Annotated in this window: 17 protein-coding genes; 14 read left to right on the plus strand and 3 right to left on the minus strand. The window is 60.1% G+C overall.

Annotation, left to right across the window (positions count from 1 at the left end):
- Positions 1-14: 14 nt before the first annotated feature.
- Both EKL29_RS15010 and queD read right to left on the minus strand, forming a co-directional pair.
- Entirely contained in the window at positions 15-611 is a 597-nt protein-coding gene (locus tag EKL29_RS15010) for an inorganic diphosphatase (protein ID WP_120454445.1), read from the minus strand.
- Positions 612-739: 128 nt separating this feature from the next.
- Positions 740-1,099: a 6-carboxytetrahydropterin synthase QueD gene (gene queD, locus EKL29_RS15015; protein ID WP_120454443.1), complete on the minus strand. Its 360-nt coding sequence runs from the start codon at positions 1,097-1,099 to the stop codon at positions 740-742.
- Between the two features lie 296 nt (positions 1,100-1,395).
- Between queD and cysJ the strand changes: the two genes are divergently transcribed.
- Genes cysJ through EKL29_RS15030 form a run of 3 tightly spaced genes read left to right on the plus strand, consistent with a single transcriptional unit; the run spans position 1,396 to position 5,656 of the window.
- Positions 1,396-3,201 carry an NADPH-dependent assimilatory sulfite reductase flavoprotein subunit gene (cysJ, locus tag EKL29_RS15020; RefSeq protein ID WP_120454441.1) on the plus strand — a complete coding sequence of 602 codons (1,806 nt, stop codon included), beginning with the start codon at positions 1,396-1,398 and terminating at the stop codon, positions 3,199-3,201.
- Positions 3,201-4,925, plus strand: a complete 1,725-nt coding sequence (cysI, locus tag EKL29_RS15025; protein WP_126690094.1) for an assimilatory sulfite reductase (NADPH) hemoprotein subunit — start codon at positions 3,201-3,203, stop codon at positions 4,923-4,925. The genes cysJ and cysI overlap by 1 nt, the downstream gene beginning before the upstream one ends.
- A complete protein-coding gene (locus EKL29_RS15030; RefSeq protein ID WP_126690095.1) occupies positions 4,922-5,656 on the plus strand; it encodes a phosphoadenylyl-sulfate reductase in 735 nt (244 codons plus the stop codon). Before cysI ends, EKL29_RS15030 begins: the two co-directional genes overlap by 4 nt.
- Before the next feature lie 73 nt (positions 5,657-5,729).
- On the opposite strand, the gene EKL29_RS15035 is transcribed toward EKL29_RS15030, so the two are convergent.
- Positions 5,730-6,749 carry an aminopeptidase gene (locus EKL29_RS15035; RefSeq protein ID WP_120454437.1) on the minus strand — a complete coding sequence of 340 codons (1,020 nt, stop codon included), beginning with the start codon at positions 6,747-6,749 and terminating at the stop codon, positions 5,730-5,732.
- A 253-nt stretch (positions 6,750-7,002) separates the two neighbouring features.
- On the opposite strand from EKL29_RS15035, the gene cysG reads away from it, so the two are divergent.
- The 11 genes from cysG (at position 7,003) to EKL29_RS15090 (ending at position 15,851) form a co-directional block, all read left to right on the plus strand.
- Positions 7,003-8,418: a siroheme synthase CysG gene (gene cysG / locus EKL29_RS15040; RefSeq protein ID WP_120454435.1), complete on the plus strand. Its 1,416-nt coding sequence runs from the start codon at positions 7,003-7,005 to the stop codon at positions 8,416-8,418.
- Between the two features lie 9 nt (positions 8,419-8,427).
- Positions 8,428-9,336 (plus strand): sulfate adenylyltransferase subunit CysD, encoded by a 909-nt coding sequence (cysD, locus tag EKL29_RS15045; protein ID WP_120454433.1) that lies wholly within the window; start codon positions 8,428-8,430, stop codon positions 9,334-9,336.
- Positions 9,337-9,346: 10 nt separating this feature from the next.
- Entirely contained in the window at positions 9,347-10,774 is a 1,428-nt protein-coding gene (cysN, locus tag EKL29_RS15050) for a sulfate adenylyltransferase subunit CysN (protein ID WP_126690096.1), read from the plus strand.
- Positions 10,774-11,379: an adenylyl-sulfate kinase gene (gene cysC / locus EKL29_RS15055; RefSeq protein ID WP_120454430.1), complete on the plus strand. Its 606-nt coding sequence runs from the start codon at positions 10,774-10,776 to the stop codon at positions 11,377-11,379. The genes cysN and cysC overlap by 1 nt, the downstream gene beginning before the upstream one ends.
- Positions 11,380-11,434: 55 nt before the next feature.
- The gene (locus EKL29_RS15060) at positions 11,435-11,755 is read left to right on the plus strand and encodes a DUF3561 family protein (protein ID WP_120454428.1); all 321 of its coding nucleotides are present in this window, start codon (positions 11,435-11,437) and stop codon (positions 11,753-11,755) included.
- A 171-nt stretch (positions 11,756-11,926) separates the two neighbouring features.
- Positions 11,927-12,241 (plus strand): cell division protein FtsB, encoded by a 315-nt coding sequence (ftsB, locus tag EKL29_RS15065; RefSeq protein ID WP_033752087.1) that lies wholly within the window; start codon positions 11,927-11,929, stop codon positions 12,239-12,241.
- A gap of 3 nt (positions 12,242-12,244) precedes the next feature.
- Positions 12,245-12,961, plus strand: a complete 717-nt coding sequence (gene ispD, locus EKL29_RS15070; RefSeq protein ID WP_126690097.1) for a 2-C-methyl-D-erythritol 4-phosphate cytidylyltransferase — start codon at positions 12,245-12,247, stop codon at positions 12,959-12,961.
- Entirely contained in the window at positions 12,961-13,443 is a 483-nt protein-coding gene (gene ispF, locus EKL29_RS15075) for a 2-C-methyl-D-erythritol 2,4-cyclodiphosphate synthase (RefSeq protein ID WP_120455109.1), read from the plus strand. The genes ispD and ispF overlap by 1 nt, the downstream gene beginning before the upstream one ends.
- Positions 13,440-14,489, plus strand: a complete 1,050-nt coding sequence (truD, locus tag EKL29_RS15080; protein ID WP_126690098.1) for a tRNA pseudouridine(13) synthase TruD — start codon at positions 13,440-13,442, stop codon at positions 14,487-14,489. The genes ispF and truD overlap by 4 nt, the downstream gene beginning before the upstream one ends.
- Positions 14,470-15,231, plus strand: coding sequence for a 5'/3'-nucleotidase SurE (gene surE, locus EKL29_RS15085; protein WP_126690099.1), 762 nt, complete (start codon positions 14,470-14,472; stop codon positions 15,229-15,231). The genes truD and surE overlap by 20 nt, the downstream gene beginning before the upstream one ends.
- A complete protein-coding gene (locus EKL29_RS15090) occupies positions 15,225-15,851 on the plus strand; it encodes a protein-L-isoaspartate(D-aspartate) O-methyltransferase (protein WP_120454297.1) in 627 nt (208 codons plus the stop codon). The genes surE and EKL29_RS15090 overlap by 7 nt, the downstream gene beginning before the upstream one ends.
- Positions 15,852-15,949: the final 98 nt, after the last annotated feature.

Below are 15,949 nucleotides of genomic sequence, written 5' to 3' on the forward strand. Positions count from 1 at the left end.
GCCGCCCGCCCGCATTACTGCTTCGCTTTATAGGCGTCAAACGCCTGCTTAATCTCGTTCTTCGCCACATCGGCGCTTTCAAAACCCTTTAGCTCGACCTTCTTGCGGCCGTCCGGCAGTTGTTTATAGACGCGGAAAAAGGCTTCCAGACGCTCCTGTTCAATCTTCGGCAGATCGCTCATGCTTTTAACGTCATCCCAGGTGGGATCGATCTTGCTGGTCGGCACCGCGACGATCTTATCGTCTACTTCGCCGCCGTCGATCATCTTCAGCACGCCGATGGCGCGCAGTTTGATCAGCGTGCCCGGCTGCAGCGGCGCGCGGGTGTAGAAGATCACGTCGAGCGGATCGTTGTCGCCGCCCAGCGACTGGGTCAGAGAGCCGTAGTTAGCCGGGTAGGCTACCGGCATCGACTGAAAGCGATCCGCCACGATAAAGCCGGTTTTGGCGTCAGTCTCATATTTGATGATGCCGCCCGCCGGGATCTCGGTGACGGCATAGAACTCATCCGGCACGTTTTCCGGCTGGGGAAAGTCGAGCACGTTTTGCGCCTGAACGGCGGCAGAGGCAGTGAAAAGCAGCGCGATGGCGGCAAGGGATTTCAGTTTCATCGTTGATTCTCTTGATCTTTAATGAAGGAGAGGACAACGTAGAGTGGGCAGATGACAGAGAGATGACGCGGGCGTAAAGAAGCGTAGAGCAGAAGTTGCGGGCTGTGCGACCACAGCCCTGGCGGGAATTAACCTTTATAGACGCAGCCCGCCGTACAGGTCTCTTTGATCATTACCGCGCTCAGCTCAGGCAGCAGTGGCTTCATCTCATCCCAGATCCATTTCGCCAGCACTTCGCTGGTGGGATTTTCCAGGCCGGGGATCTCGTTCAGATAGTGGTGATCGAGGCGGTCATAAAGGGGTTTAAACGCCGCTTTGAGTTCGGCGAAATCCATCACCCAGCCGGTATGCGCATCCACTTCGCCGGTAATTTCCAGTCGCACCAGAAACGAATGGCCATGCAGGCGTCCGCATTTGTGTCCTTCCGGGACGTTAGGCAAATGATGAGCGGCTTCGAACTGGAACTCTTTAAACAGTGTGGTAGACATAATGGCTCTCAGGCTTAAAAACCGGGGAATTCTACCTGAAATACGGAATTTTCGCATCCATCGCGCCAGAATGGCTAATTTTTGCCGAACGCCATAAGATACCCTCGTGTAAATTATTGATAACGAAGATCTTTGTTTACCAGTTTTACTGATTATAACTACCTGAAAAACCGCTTAGTCATTTTGGTTATTAATTATGTCGAAGCCGTATTTAATCGTTAATATGCGGGCCGGTAACCTACCACTCTTCCCGCTACTTTACCGTCCGGACTTCAGATACTGGAATTTTTAACGCGATGACGACTCAGGCACCCCCAGGCTCTCTGCTCCCGCTTAACCCGGAGCAACTTGCACGCTTACAGGCGGCAACGACTGATTTTTCTCCCACCCAGCTGGCGTGGATCTCGGGCTATTTTTGGGGAATGATTAATCAGACGCCCGGCAGCGTCGCGGCCAGCGCGCCAGCGGCAGCGGAGATCCCGGCGATTACGCTGATCTCGGCGTCGCAAACCGGTAACGCGCGCCGCGTCGCGGAGCAGCTGCGCGACGATCTGCAGGCGGCGAAGCTGAACGTGAAGCTGGTCAACGCCGGCGATTACAAATTCAAGCAGATCGCCCAGGAGAAGCTGCTGGTGGTGGTGACCTCCACCCAGGGCGAAGGCGATCCGCCGGAAGAGGCGGTGGCGCTGCATAAATTCCTGATGTCGAAAAAAGCGCCGAAGCTGGATGGCACCGCCTTTGCGGTGCTGGGCCTCGGCGACACCTCATATGAATTCTTTAGCAAAGCGGGCAAAGATTTTGATGGCCGTCTGGCTGAGCTGGGTGCAGAGCGCCTGCTGGCTCGCGTCGACGCCGACGTTGATTTCGCTGAAGCGGCGGCTGAGTGGCGTCGCGCGCTGGTAGAGGTGCTGAAACAGCGCGTGCCGAGCGAGACGCCGGCGCAGGCGATCGCCAACGCGACGGGCAGCTTCAATGAAGTACACAGCAGTCCCTACACTAAAGAGGCGCCGCTGACCGCCAGCTTTGCGCTGAACCAGAAAATCACCGGCCGTCACTCCGATAAAGATGTACGTCATATCGAAATCGACCTGGGCGATTCGGGCCTGCGTTACCAGCCGGGCGACGCGCTGGGCGTCTGGTATGAAAACGATCCTGAACTGGTCGCCGAACTGCTGAGCCTGCTGTGGCTGAAAGGCGACGAGCCGGTGCAGATCGAAAACGATACCCTGCCGCTCAGCGAGGCGCTGCAAAAGCATTTCGAGCTGACGGTCAATACCGCGCAGATTGTTGAGCAGTACGCCGCGCTGTCGCGCAACGAAACCCTGCTGGCGCTGGTGGGCGACAAGGCGAAGCTGCAGCACTACGCGCAGACGTTCCCCATCGTTGATATGGTGCGAAACGCGCCGACCGAACTCAACGCCGAGCAGCTGACCACGCTGCTGCGTCCGCTGACGCCGCGTCTCTACTCTATCGCCTCGTCGCAGGCGGAGAATGAAACCGAAGTCCACATTACCGTTGGCGCGGTGCGTTTCGATATCGACGGCCGTGCCCGCGCAGGCGGCGCTTCCAGCTATCTGGCCGACCGTCTGGAAGAGGATGCGGCGATCCGCGTCTTTATCGAGCACAACGATAACTTCCGTCTGCCCGCCAACCCTGACGCGCCGGTCATTATGATCGGGCCGGGCACCGGCATCGCGCCGTTCCGCGCTTTTATGCAGCAGCGCGACCATGACGGCGCCACCGGCAAAAACTGGCTTTTCTTCGGCAATCCGCACTTCACCGAAGATTTCCTTTATCAGGTTGAATGGCAGCAGTACGTAAAAGAGGGTCTGCTGACCCGTATCGATCTCGCCTGGTCGCGCGACCAGGAGCAGAAGGTATACGTACAGGACAAAATCCGCGCCAGCGGGGCGGAGGTGTGGCGCTGGATCGAAGAGGGCGCGCATATTTATGTCTGCGGCGACGCCAACCGTATGGCGAAAGATGTCGAGCAGGCACTGCTGGATGTGGTGGTCGAACACGGCGCAATGGATCGTGAAACGGCCGACGAATTTTTAAGTGAGCTGCGCATTGAGCGCCGTTATCAACGAGACGTTTACTGATGAGCGAAAAACACCCCGGACCGCTGGTTGTAGAAGGCAAGCTGGTTGACGCCGAGCGTCTTAAAAAAGAGAGCAACTATTTACGCGGCACCATTCTGGAAGATCTCGACGAAGGTCTGACCGGCGGCTTTAGCGGCGATAACTTTCTGCTGATCCGTTTCCACGGCATGTACCAGCAGGATGACCGCGATATCCGCGCCGAGCGCGCCGAACAGAAGCTGGAGCCGCGTCACGCCATGATGCTGCGCTGCCGCTTGCCGGGCGGCATTATCACGCCAACACAGTGGCTGGCGATCGACAAGTTCGCCACCGAGAAAACCCTGTACGGCAGCATCCGTCTGACCAACCGCCAGACTTTCCAGTTTCACGGCATTCTGAAGAAGAACGTCAAGCCGTCGCACCAGATGCTGCACGAAGTCGGGCTCGACGCGCTGGCGACCGCCAACGACGTAAACCGCAACGTGCTCTGCACGTCAAACCCGGTGGAGTCGGAGCTGCATCAGGAAGCCTACGAGTGGGCGAAGAAAATCTCGGAGCATCTGCTGCCGCGCACCCGCGCCTATGCCGAAATCTGGTGGGATAAAGAGAAGGTCGCGACCACGGATGAGGAGCCGATCCTCGGCGAAACCTATCTGCCGCGTAAATTCAAAACCACCGTGGTGATCCCGCCGCACAACGATGTGGATCTGCACGCCAACGATCTTAACTTCATCGCCGTGGCGGAGAAGGGCAAGTTGATCGGCTTTAACCTGCTGGTCGGCGGCGGCCTGTCGATTGAGCATGGCAATAAAGCGACCTATGCGCGCACCGCCAGCGAGATCGGCTATCTGCCACTGGAGAAAACGCTTGAAGTGGCGGCTGCGGTAGTAACTACGCAGCGCGACTGGGGCAACCGTACCGATCGTAAAAACGCCAAAACCAAATATACCCTTGAGCGCGTCGGCGTCGAGACGTTTAAAGCGGAAGTGGAGAAGCGCGCCGGCCTGACGTTCGGACCGATTCGCCCTTATGAATTTACGACGCGCGGCGACCGCTTCGGCTGGATCAAGGGCATCGACAATAAGTGGCACCTGACGCTGTTTATCGAAAACGGCCGCCTGCTCGACTATCCGGATCGTCCGCTGAAAAGCGGTATCGCGGCTATCGCGCGCGTCCATCAGGGCGATTTCCGCCTGACCGCGAACCAGAACCTGATCGTGGCCGGCGTGCCGGAGAACGAAAAGGCGAGAATCGAGGCGATTGCGCGTGAACACGGCCTGATGGAGAACGTGACCGCGCAGCGCGAAAACTCAATGGCGTGCGTGGCGTTTCCTACCTGTCCGCTGGCGATGGCGGAAGCGGAGCGTTTCCTGCCCGCCTTCGTGACAAAAGTGGAAGAGATTATGCACCGCCACGGCGTGGGCGAAGAGCACATCGTCTTACGCGTGACCGGTTGTCCTAACGGCTGCGGCCGCGCCATGCTGGCGGAAATCGGCCTGGTTGGCAAAGCGCCGGGCCGCTACAACCTGCACATTGGCGGCAACCGCATCGGCACGCGTATTCCTCGCATGTACCGCGAGAACATCACCGAAAGCGACATCCTCGCCAGCATTGATGAGCTGGTGGGACGCTGGGCGCGGGAGCGCCACGGCGCAGAGGGCTTCGGCGACTTCGCCATCCGCGCGGGCATCGTCAAGCCGGTGGTCGATCCGGCACGAGACTTCTGGGATTCGGAGGCAGTATGAGTCAGTTTGACCTCGCAGCACTGAGTGAAATGAACAAAGTCGAGCGCACCCTGGCGCTGGCGGCCACCAATGCGCAGCTGGAGAAACGTTCGGCGGAGGAGCGCGTCAGCTGGACGCTGGAGAACCTGCCGGGCGCCTTTGTGCTCTCATCGAGTTTTGGCATTCAGGCGGCGGTGTCGCTGCATCTGGTGACGCGCCAGCAGCCGGATATCCCGGTGATCCTCACCGATACCGGCTATCTGTTCCCGGAAACCTATCGCTTTATCGATCAGTTGACGGAACAGCTCGGCCTGAACCTGAAGGTTTTTCGCGCCGAAACGTCGGCGGCCTGGCAGGAAGCGCGCTACGGCAAGCTGTGGGAGCAGGGCGTGGAAGGCATTGAGCAGTACAACCAGCTCAACAAGGTTGAGCCGATGAACCGCGCGTTGCAGACGCTGGGTGCGCAGACCTGGTTCGCCGGGCTGCGTCGCGATCAGTCCGGCAGCCGCGCGAATCTGCCGGTGCTCGGCGTGCAGCGCGGCGTTTTCAAGGTGCTGCCGATTATCGACTGGGACAATCGCCAGATTCATCACTATCTGCAGCAGCATAACCTTAAATACCATCCGCTATGGGATGAGGGCTATTTGTCCGTGGGCGATACCCACACCACGCGCAAATGGGAACCCGGCATGGCGGAAGAGGAGACGCGTTTCTTCGGCCTGAAGCGCGAGTGCGGCCTGCACGAAGGCTGAGTTTTAACGCGCGCTGTCTGACTCACCTCAGGCGGCGCGCGTCCCGCTTAACCCCCTCGCTGGCGTTAAACCCTTATACCTTTGGATTGGTCAGCTCGCCCAGCAGCGGCAGCAGCACCTTCACGCTGTCGCGCGTGCGCAGCGAAATACGTCCCGGTAGCCAGCGATCCAGATAGCTGAGATTATCGCGGTCGGTCTGATGACGTGTCGTGCCGTCCGGGAAACGCTTCGAGCGGCTGCGCTGCTGCGCGCCATCTTTACCGCCCAGCGCCCAGTTGGCTGCCGTCACGTCCAGCAGCGGAAAGCCCGCCTTATCGAACGCGTTGATGCCGCTATAGTCGCGTGCCGACATCTGATGACTGGCAGCGGAGATGCCAAGCTGCTGCGCCAGGCGCAGCGCGCGCTCGCTGGTCTGCTTGCGCACCGCGCGCGGCGTATTGCTGCCGCTGTTGAAGTAGAGATGATCGCCGGTGATCAGGCTGTTGAGATCCACCACCAGCAGCGTGTTCTTTTTCTCTTTTTCGCTCATGCGCGCCACGTAATCCTGCATGCCGCCCAGCGCGTTTTCGCCTGCGCTCAGCGCCACGAACCGCACGCCGTAGTGCAGCGGCCGCTGACTCAGCTGCTGCGCCAGCTCCAGCATCACCCCCAACCCTGAGGCATTGTCATCGACTCCCTGCAGGCGGAGGCCGCCAAGATTACGCTCCGCCTCGCTGCTGCTGAGCGGCGTCCAGGTATCAAGATGCGCCACAATCAGGATCTCCTGCGGCGCGCTGCCGGCGCGCGCGGCGATTACCGAGGTCGCCGTCACTTTATGCAGGCGCAGATCGCCATTGGCTTCGCGCCAGCGATAGCCGGTATTGAACTGGCGGGTATTACTCTGAAAACCGAGCGCGGTGAACTGCTGTTGCAGGTAGTCGGCCGCCATCATTTCGGCCGGGCTGCCGCTCATACGGCCAGGGAAGTAAGTGGCGATGTGGCGAAGCTGCTGCTCGGCAAACTCTCCCGGCGCGACGCTGGCGGCCTGGGCGTGCAGAGCGAAACCGCAATTTAACAGCGCAGCCAGCGCGGTCAGGCGGAGAAAGGCAAACATGCTGTGTTCCTTGTGGGTCATCCTGTGGCGAAAAGCCAAAATTTTTTGCCGTTCAGTATGAAACTGTGATCGACATTAAACAATTTGATTTGCTCTGAAAGCCTTGCCAGATCATCTGTTAAGCACATTTTGTTATGAGCTTCCCAGAGGCGTTATTCCATTCGGTAACTACTCATTCCAATTCGTAATTTCATCTGCCAGAAGGGCGCAACGTATAGTCGCGTTAAATTACGGTTACAACACCAGGGTTATCGTGGACTATTTGCCTCTTTTCGCCGATCTCAAAGGTCGTCCGGTGCTGGTGGTGGGCGGCGGCGACGTCGCGGCACGCAAAATCGAGCTGCTGCGCCGCGCTTCCGCACAGGTACGCGTGGTATCGCGCGAGCTTTGCCCCGAGCTTCAGGCGTTACATCAGGAACAACAGCTTGAGTGGCTGGCGACAGCGTTCGATCCGGCGCAGCTGGACACAGTTTTTCTCGCCATCGCCGCCACTGACGATAACCTGCTCAACCGTCAGGTTTATGACGAGGCCAACGCCCGTCACCGGCTGGTCAACGTGGTAGATGACCAGCCGAAGTGCAGCTTTATCTTCCCCTCTATCGTGGATCGTTCTCCGCTGGTGGTCGCTATCTCCTCCAGCGGCACCGCGCCGGTGCTGGCGCGTATGCTGCGCGAAAAGCTGGAGGCGCTGCTGCCCGCCAGTCTGGGACAGATGGCGGAGGTGGCGGGCGGATTTCGTGACAGCGTGAAACAGCGCTTTCGCCGCATGTCCGACCGTCGTCGCTTCTGGGAGCGCGCCTTTAACGGCCTGTTCGCCAGCCAGATGTCAGCGGGCAACCTGGAGGAGGCGACGCGTACGCTACAGCGTGAACTGCAGGAGGAGCCGAACCGCGAGGGCGAAATCATTCTGGTCGGCGCCGGTCCCGGCGACAGCGGCTTGCTGACGCTACGCGGTCTGCAGGTGATGCAGCTGGCCGACGTGGTGCTCTATGACCATCTGGTCAGCGATGAGGTGCTGGATCTGGTGCGTCGCGACGCCGACCGAATTTGCGTCGGCAAACGCGCCGGAGCGCACTCGGTGGCGCAGGAGGAGACCAATCGTCTGCTGGTGGAGCTGGCGCGCAAAGGCAAACGCGTGGTGCGCCTGAAAGGGGGCGATCCCTTTATCTTTGGCCGCGGTGGCGAAGAGCTGCAGGCGGCGCAGGCGGCGGGCATTCCGTTCCAGGTGGTGCCTGGCGTAACGGCAGCGGCGGGCGCAACCGCCTATGCCGGTATTCCGCTGACGCACCGCGACTACGCCCAGAGCGTGCTGTTTATTACCGGACACTGCCGTGCCGACGGCGACGACATTGACTGGCCTTCGCTGGCGCGCGCGCGTCAGACGCTGGCGATCTATATGGGCACGGTAAAGGCGGCGGAGATCAGCGAAGGCCTGATACGCCACGGCCGGGACGCCGGAACGCCGGTTGCGGTGATTGGCCGCGGCACGCGGCAGGATCAGCAGGTGCTCACCGGCACGCTGGCTAACCTTGAGACGCTGGCTGCCGCCGCGCCGACGCCCGCGCTGCTGGTCATCGGGGAAGTGGTGAATTTGCACGGGCAGCTGGCCTGGTTTCAACATTCTGCACAGCAGGCGACCCGCGAGTCCGCCGTTGTCAATCTGGCTTGAGGAAAAATCATGGACCAAAAAAGACTCACTCATCTGCGTCAGTTAGAGGCGGAAAGCATTCATATCATCCGCGAGGTCGCGGCGGAGTTCAGCAATCCGGTAATGATGTACTCCATCGGCAAAGATTCGTCGGTGATGCTGCATCTGGCGCGTAAAGCCTTCTATCCGGGCACGCTGCCGTTCCCGCTGCTGCACGTCGATACCGGCTGGAAATTCCGCGAGATGTATGCGTTTCGCGATCGCACCGTGAAAGAGATGGGCGCCGAGCTGCTGGTCCACCGTAATCCGGAAGGCGTGGCGATGGGCATCAACCCGTTCGTACACGGCAGCGCCAAGCACACCGATATAATGAAAACCGAAGGGCTGAAGCAGGCGCTGAACAAATATGGCTTTGACGCCGCGTTTGGCGGCGCGCGCCGCGACGAAGAGAAGTCGCGCGCCAAAGAGCGCATCTACTCATTCCGCGACCGTTTCCACCGCTGGGATCCGAAAAACCAGCGCCCGGAGCTGTGGCATAACTACAACGGCCAGATCAACAAGGGTGAAAGTATCCGCGTCTTCCCGCTGTCGAACTGGACCGAACTCGATATCTGGCAGTACATCTTCCTGGAAAATATTGAAATCGTGCCGCTCTATCTCGCGGCGCCGCGTCCGGTGCTGGAACGCGACGGCATGCTGATGATGGTGGATGACGACCGTATCGATTTGCAGCCTGGCGAAGTGATCAAGCAACGCATGGTGCGCTTCCGCACGCTTGGCTGCTGGCCGCTTACCGGCGCGGTGGAATCCGAAGCGCAGACGCTGCCGGAGATTATTGAAGAGATGCTGGTCTCCACCACCAGCGAACGTCAGGGCCGCGTGATTGACCGCGATCAGTCCGGTTCGATGGAACTGAAAAAACGTCAGGGTTATTTCTAAGGAGACGCAGATGAATACCGTTATTGCACAACAGATTGCCGATCAGGGCGGCGTGGAAGCCTGGCTGACCGCGCAACAGCATAAAAGTCTGCTGCGTTTTCTTACCTGCGGCAGCGTCGACGACGGCAAAAGCACGCTGATCGGCCGCCTGCTGCACGATACGCGCCAGATTTATGAGGATCAGCTCTCCTCGCTGCACAACGACAGCAAGCGCCACGGCACCCAGGGCGAGAAGCTCGATCTGGCGCTGCTGGTGGATGGTCTGCAGGCCGAGCGCGAGCAGGGCATCACCATCGACGTGGCCTACCGCTACTTCTCTACCGAGAAACGTAAATTTATTATCGCCGACACGCCAGGGCATGAGCAGTACACCCGCAATATGGCGACCGGCGCCTCGACCTGCGATCTGGCTATCCTGCTGATCGACGCGCGCAAGGGCGTGCTGGATCAGACGCGTCGTCACAGCTTTATCTCGACGCTGCTGGGCATTAAGCATCTGGTGGTAGCGATCAACAAGATGGATCTGGTGGAGTACAGCCAGCAGACCTACGAGCAGATCAAACAGGACTATCTCGACTTCGCGGCGCAGCTGCCGGAAGACCTGGATATTCGCTTCGTGCCGATGTCGGCGCTGGAGGGCGATAACGTCGCAACACCGAGTCAGACCATGCCGTGGTACAGCGGTCCGACGCTGCTCGACGTACTGGAGACCGTCGAGGTGAAACGCGTGGTGGATCAGCAGCCGATGCGCTTCCCGGTACAGTACGTTAACCGTCCGAACCTGGATTTCCGCGGCTATGCGGGCACGCTGGCCTCCGGCGCAGTGAAGGTCGGCCAGCGCGTGAAGGTGCTGCCGTCGGGCGTAGAGTCTACCGTCGCGCGCATCGTTACCTTTGACGGTGACCTGCAGGAAGCGGGCGCGGGCGAAGCCATTACCCTGGTGCTGAAAGACGAGATCGATATCAGCCGCGGCGACCTGCTGGTCGACAGCGACGCCACGCTGGAGGCGGTGCAGTCCGCTACCGTCGATGTGGTGTGGATGGCGGAGCAGCCGTTACAGCCGGGCCAGAGCTACGATATCAAAATCGCCGGTAAGAAAGCGCGCGGCCGCATAGAGAAAATCATTCATCAGGTTGAGATCAATACGCTGGAGAAGCGCGCCGCCGAGACGCTGCCGCTGAACGGCATCGGCCTGGTGGAAATGACCTTCGATGAACCCATGGTGCTGGATAAATATCAGCAGAACCCGGTAACCGGCGGAATGATTTTTATCGATCGCCTGAGCAACGTCACCGTCGGGGCGGGGATGATCCATCAGCCGCTGAGCGGCGCGGCGCAGCAGGCGGGTCAGTTCAGCGCGTTTGAGCTGGAGCTGAACGCCCTGATCCGACGTCACTTCCCGCACTGGAACGCGCGCGATCTGCTGGGCGGTCAGTAATGGCGCAGCACGACGAAAACGTGGTGTGGCACGACCATCCGGTTACGCGCGACGCGCGTGAGCAGCAGCATGGCCATCAGGGCGTGGTGCTCTGGTTTACCGGCCTGTCCGGCTCCGGCAAATCGACGGTCGCCGGGGCGCTGGAACAGGCGCTGCATCGCCTCGGCGTCAGCACCTATCTGCTCGACGGCGACAACGTGCGCCACGGCCTGTGCCGCGACCTGGGCTTTAGCGACGCGGATCGGAAAGAGAATATCCGCCGCGTCGGCGAAGTCGCGAAGCTGATGGTGGATGCGGGGCTGGTGGTACTGACCGCCTTTATCTCGCCGCACCGTGCCGAGCGCCAGATGGTACGCGATATGCTGCCGGAAGCGCGTTTTATCGAGGTGTTCGTCGATACGCCGCTGGCGGTGTGCGAAGCGCGCGATCCCAAAGGCTTGTACAAAAAAGCGCGCGCGGGCGAACTGCGTAATTTTACCGGTATCGACAGCGTCTATGAGGCGCCGGAACAGCCGGAAATTCGCTTAGCGGGCGAACAATTGGTTACAAAACTGACCGCCCAATTGTTAGATCTGCTGCGTCACCGCGATATCATCAAATCCTGAACAGACAAGCGGCAAATCGAGGTTGATTTGCCGCCTTCGCGTCAACAGGATCTCTATGCAGAATGTTACTCCCATGCTGGCCCGCAAAGATGAAAGCACCCCGGAAGAGCCGCGCTCGACGCTGCCGGGCGGCATCATCGGCTTCCTCTCCTACTGGTGCGCGCTGGCGATCCCCTTTCTGTTGTACGGCTCCAACACGCTTTTCTTCTTCCTTTACACCTGGCCTTTCTTCCTGGCGTTGCTGCCGGTATCGGTGCTGATCGGCATGATTCTCAGCATGGCGCTGCGCGGTAATCTTCTCTGGACGACGCCTGCCACGGCGGTGGCGGTGGTCTGTCTCTTCTGGCTGCTCTTCTCTTTTTTATCCGGCTGGTAACGCTTCCCGATGTATAAACACGTCGGCAGGTTACAAAACTTTACCTGCCTGCCTTCTCGCCATCCTAATCAGAATTTGTGCAGACAGCCGCGAAAGCGCGCCATTTTCACCGCTGGAGTGGAGTCCTGCATAAAGTTATGGGATGATTGAGCCGTTTTTCAGGGGGCGGGGATGGGAAAACTGACGTTACTGCTACTGGTGCTGCTTGGCTGGCTGCAATATTCGCTATGGCTGGGCAAAAACGGTATTCACGACTATACGCGCGTCAATGACGACGTCGCGGTGCAACAGGCGAACAACGCCAAACTTAAAGCGCGTAACGATCAGCTGTTTGCCGAAATTGACGATCTCAATGGCGGTTCTGAAGCGATCGAAGAACGCGCGCGCAATGAGCTGGGCATGATTAAGCCCGGTGAAACCTTCTATCGTCTGGTGCCGGATCAGAACAAACGCAACGCGCAGGCTGCGCAAAACCAACAACGATAACTCATGAACATGTTCTCTTCCCCTGCGGAGGTGATCGCTGTCGTGCCCGCTGCCGGTATCGGCAGCCGCATGCAGGCGACTTGTCCTAAGCAGTATCTGACCATTGGTCAGCAGACGCTTCTGGAACACAGCATTGCACGTCTGTTTTCCCATCCCGCTATCAAACAGGTTATCGTCGCGCTAAACCCGGACGATGCGCAGTTCGCATCGCTGCCGCTGGCGCGGGATCCGCGCGTATTAAGCGTGACGGGCGGCGACACGCGCGCGGAGTCGGTGCTGGCGGGTCTGCGTGCCGCACAGGGCGCAAGCTGGGTGCTGGTGCACGACGCGGCGCGTCCTTGCCTGCACGCCGACGACCTTGCGCGTCTGCTGCAGGTTCGCGAAACCAGCCATGTCGGCGGTATTCTGGCGGCCCCGGTACGCGATACCATGAAGCGCGGCGAGCCGGGCATCGCCGCCGTCGCTCACACCGTGGAGCGCGAGGATCTCTGGCATGCGCTGACGCCGCAGTTTTTCCCACACCAGCTGCTGACTGCCTGTCTGACACGCGCGCTGGCAGAGGGCGCGACCATTACCGACGAAGCCTCGGCGCTCGAATATTGCGGCTATCATCCGCTGCTGGTCAGCGGACGTAGTGATAACATCAAGGTCACCCGGCCAGAAGATCTGGCGCTGGCGGCATTTTATTTAACCCAGATTCAATTAAAGGAGAGCGCATGATGCGTATCGGTCACGGTTTTGACGTTCACGCTTTTGGCGGCGAAGGTCCGCTGGTGATTGGCGGCGTGCGGATCCCGTTTGAGCAGGGGTTTATCGCCCATTCCGACGGCGACGTGGCGCTGCATGCGCTGACTGACGCGCTGCTTGGCGCGGTGGCGATGGGCGATATCGGCAAGCTGTTTCCCGATACCGATCCCGCCTATAAAGGCGCAGACAGCCGCGGTCTGCTGCGCGAAGCCTGGCGGCGTATCGCGGAGAAGGGCTACCGCATCGGCAACGTCGACGTCACGCTGATCGCTCAGGCGCCGAAAATGCTGCCTCATGTGCCGCAGATGCGCATCAATATTGCCGAAGATCTGGGCTGTCATATGGATCAGGTTAACGTGAAAGCGACCACCACTGAAAAGCTGGGCTTTACCGGACGCGGCGAAGGCATCGCCTGCGAAGCGGTTGCGCTGCTGCTGAAGGCGGATGCGGCATGACGCTGGCTGCTCAGGCTTTTCTGCACGGCAAGCCGACCGCGCGCGGCGTGATCAAAGCTAACCCGGAAGATTTCGTGGTGGTGGAAGATCTCGGTTACGGCGCCGATGGCGAAGGCGAGCATCTGCTGGTGCGTATCCGCAAAACCGGCGCGAATACCCGCTTCGTGGCGGAAGCGCTGGCGAAGTTCCTCGGCGTGCATCAGCGCGATATGAGCTACGCCGGGATGAAAGATCGTCATGCGGTGACCGAGCAGACGCTTTGTTTCCGTATGCCAGGCAATGCGATGCCCGACCTGAGCGGCTTCACGCTGGAAGGCGTCGAAATCCTCGAGGCGGTGCGCCATAAGCGCAAGCTGCGCATCGGCGCGCTGGCAGGCAACGCCTTCCGCCTTGTGGTGCGCCATATCAGCGACCGTGACGCGGTGGAGTCGCGCCTGGCGCTGATCCGCGACGGCGGCGCGCCAAACTACTTCGGCACGCAGCGCTTTGGACGCGGCGGCAACAACCTGACTATGGCGCAGCAGTGGGCGCAAGGCGAAATCAGCCTGCGCGATCGCAACAAGCGCAGCCTTATCCTCTCTGCGGCGCGCAGCGCGCTGTTTAATCAGGTCACCAGCGCGCGGCTGTTGCAACAGGGGTCACTGACGCAGGTGATGGAGGGCGACGCGCTGCAGCTGACCGGGCGCGGTAGCTGGTTTGTCGCTCAGGCGGACGAACTTAGCGAGCTGCAGACGCGCGTCGATCATCATGAACTTCGTATTACCGCGCCGCTGCCGGGACGCGGTGAGCCCGGCCCACACGGCGACGCGCTCGCCTTTGAACAGCAATCTCTGGCGGGCGCAGCAGAATTGGTTACACTGCTTGAGCGAGAGCGTGTTGATGCGGCGCGGCGCGCAATGCTGGTGGTGCCGCGCGATCTACGCTGGAGCTGGTGGGACGAGGTGACGCTGGAGATGCAGTTCTGGCTGCCGGCAGGCAGTTTCGCCACCAGCGTGATTCGGGAGCTTCTGCAACAGGAAGGTGACGATGCGGATATTGCTGAGTAATGATGACGGGATCCATGCGCCGGGCATACAGACGCTGGCAAAGGCGCTGCGTCGTATCGCTGAGGTGCAGGTCGTCGCGCCTGACCGCAATCGCAGCGGCGCATCCAACTCGCTGACGCTGGAGACGCCGCTACGCACCTTTACCCATGAGAACGGCGATATCGCGGTGCAGATGGGGACCCCAACTGACTGCGTCTATCTCGGCGTCAATGCACTGATGCAGCCGCGTCCGGATATCGTGGTTTCGGGTATTAACGCCGGTCCTAATCTGGGCGACGACGTGATCTATTCCGGCACCGTGGCGGCGGCGATGGAAGGGCGTCACCTCGGCCTGCCCGCGCTGGCGGTGTCGCTCAATGGCCTGCAGCATTACGACACGGCGGCGGCAGTGACCTGCGCGATTCTGCAGGCGCTGACGCGCGAGCCGCTGCGCACCGGGCGTATTCTTAATATTAACGTGCCGGATCTGCCGCTGGATGAGATCAAAGGCATTCGCGTTACGCGCTGCGGCAGCCGCCATCCCGCCGATCAGGTCATCGCGCAGCAGGATCCACGCGGCAACACGCTTTACTGGATAGGCCCGCCAGGCGAAAAATTCGATGCTGGCCCGGATACCGATTTCGCTGCGGTGGATCAGGGCTACGTCTCTCTGACCGCGCTGCATGTCGACCTGACTGCTCACAGCGCGCAGAATGTGCTTATCGACTGGCTGGAGAAGTCGGAGGTCAGTCTCGTATGGTGAACCGGCGTATCGAAGCGTTGCTGGAGCAGCTGCGCCAGCAGGGCATCCACGATGAGATCCTGCTAAAGGCGATTGCGGACGTGCCGCGCGAACGTTTTATCGATGAAGCCTTCGAGCATAAAGCCTGGGATAACGTGGCGCTGCCCATCGGTTCCGGCCAGACTATTTCACAGCCCTATATGGTCGCGCGTATGACCGCGCTGCTGGAGCTACAACCCCATTCGCGCGTGCTGGAGATCGGCACCGGTTCGGGCTACCAGACGGCCATTCTGGCGCATCTGGTGGACCATGTGTACTCGGTCGAGCGTATCAAAGGCCTGCAGTGGCAGGCGAAACGCCGTCTCAAACAGCTCGACCTGCATAATGTTTCGACGCGCCACGGCGACGGCTGGCAGGGCTGGCCCGCGCGCGGTCCTTTCGACGCCATCATCGTCACCGCCGCGCCGCCGGAAATTCCGACTGCGCTGATTGCGCAGCTGGATGAAGGCGGCATTATGGTGCTGCCGGTGGGGGACGATCAGCAGGTGCTGAAGCGTCTGCGCCGCCAGGGTGGCGATATTGTTGAAGAGTGCATTGAGCCGGTGCGGTTCGTTCCCCTTGTTCAGGGCGATCTCGCCTGAGATTTTCCCTACGTATTTCTTCACAACTGTTTCATAGCACCATCCTTTTGATCTTGTTACTATCCATTTTCATGCGTAATACGCAGGCTTTAATGCGC

Origin of the sequence: Pantoea sp. YU22 (assembly GCF_003970755.1) — a bacterium.
Taxonomy (GTDB): Bacteria; Pseudomonadota; Gammaproteobacteria; order Enterobacterales; family Enterobacteriaceae; genus Pantoea; species Pantoea piersonii.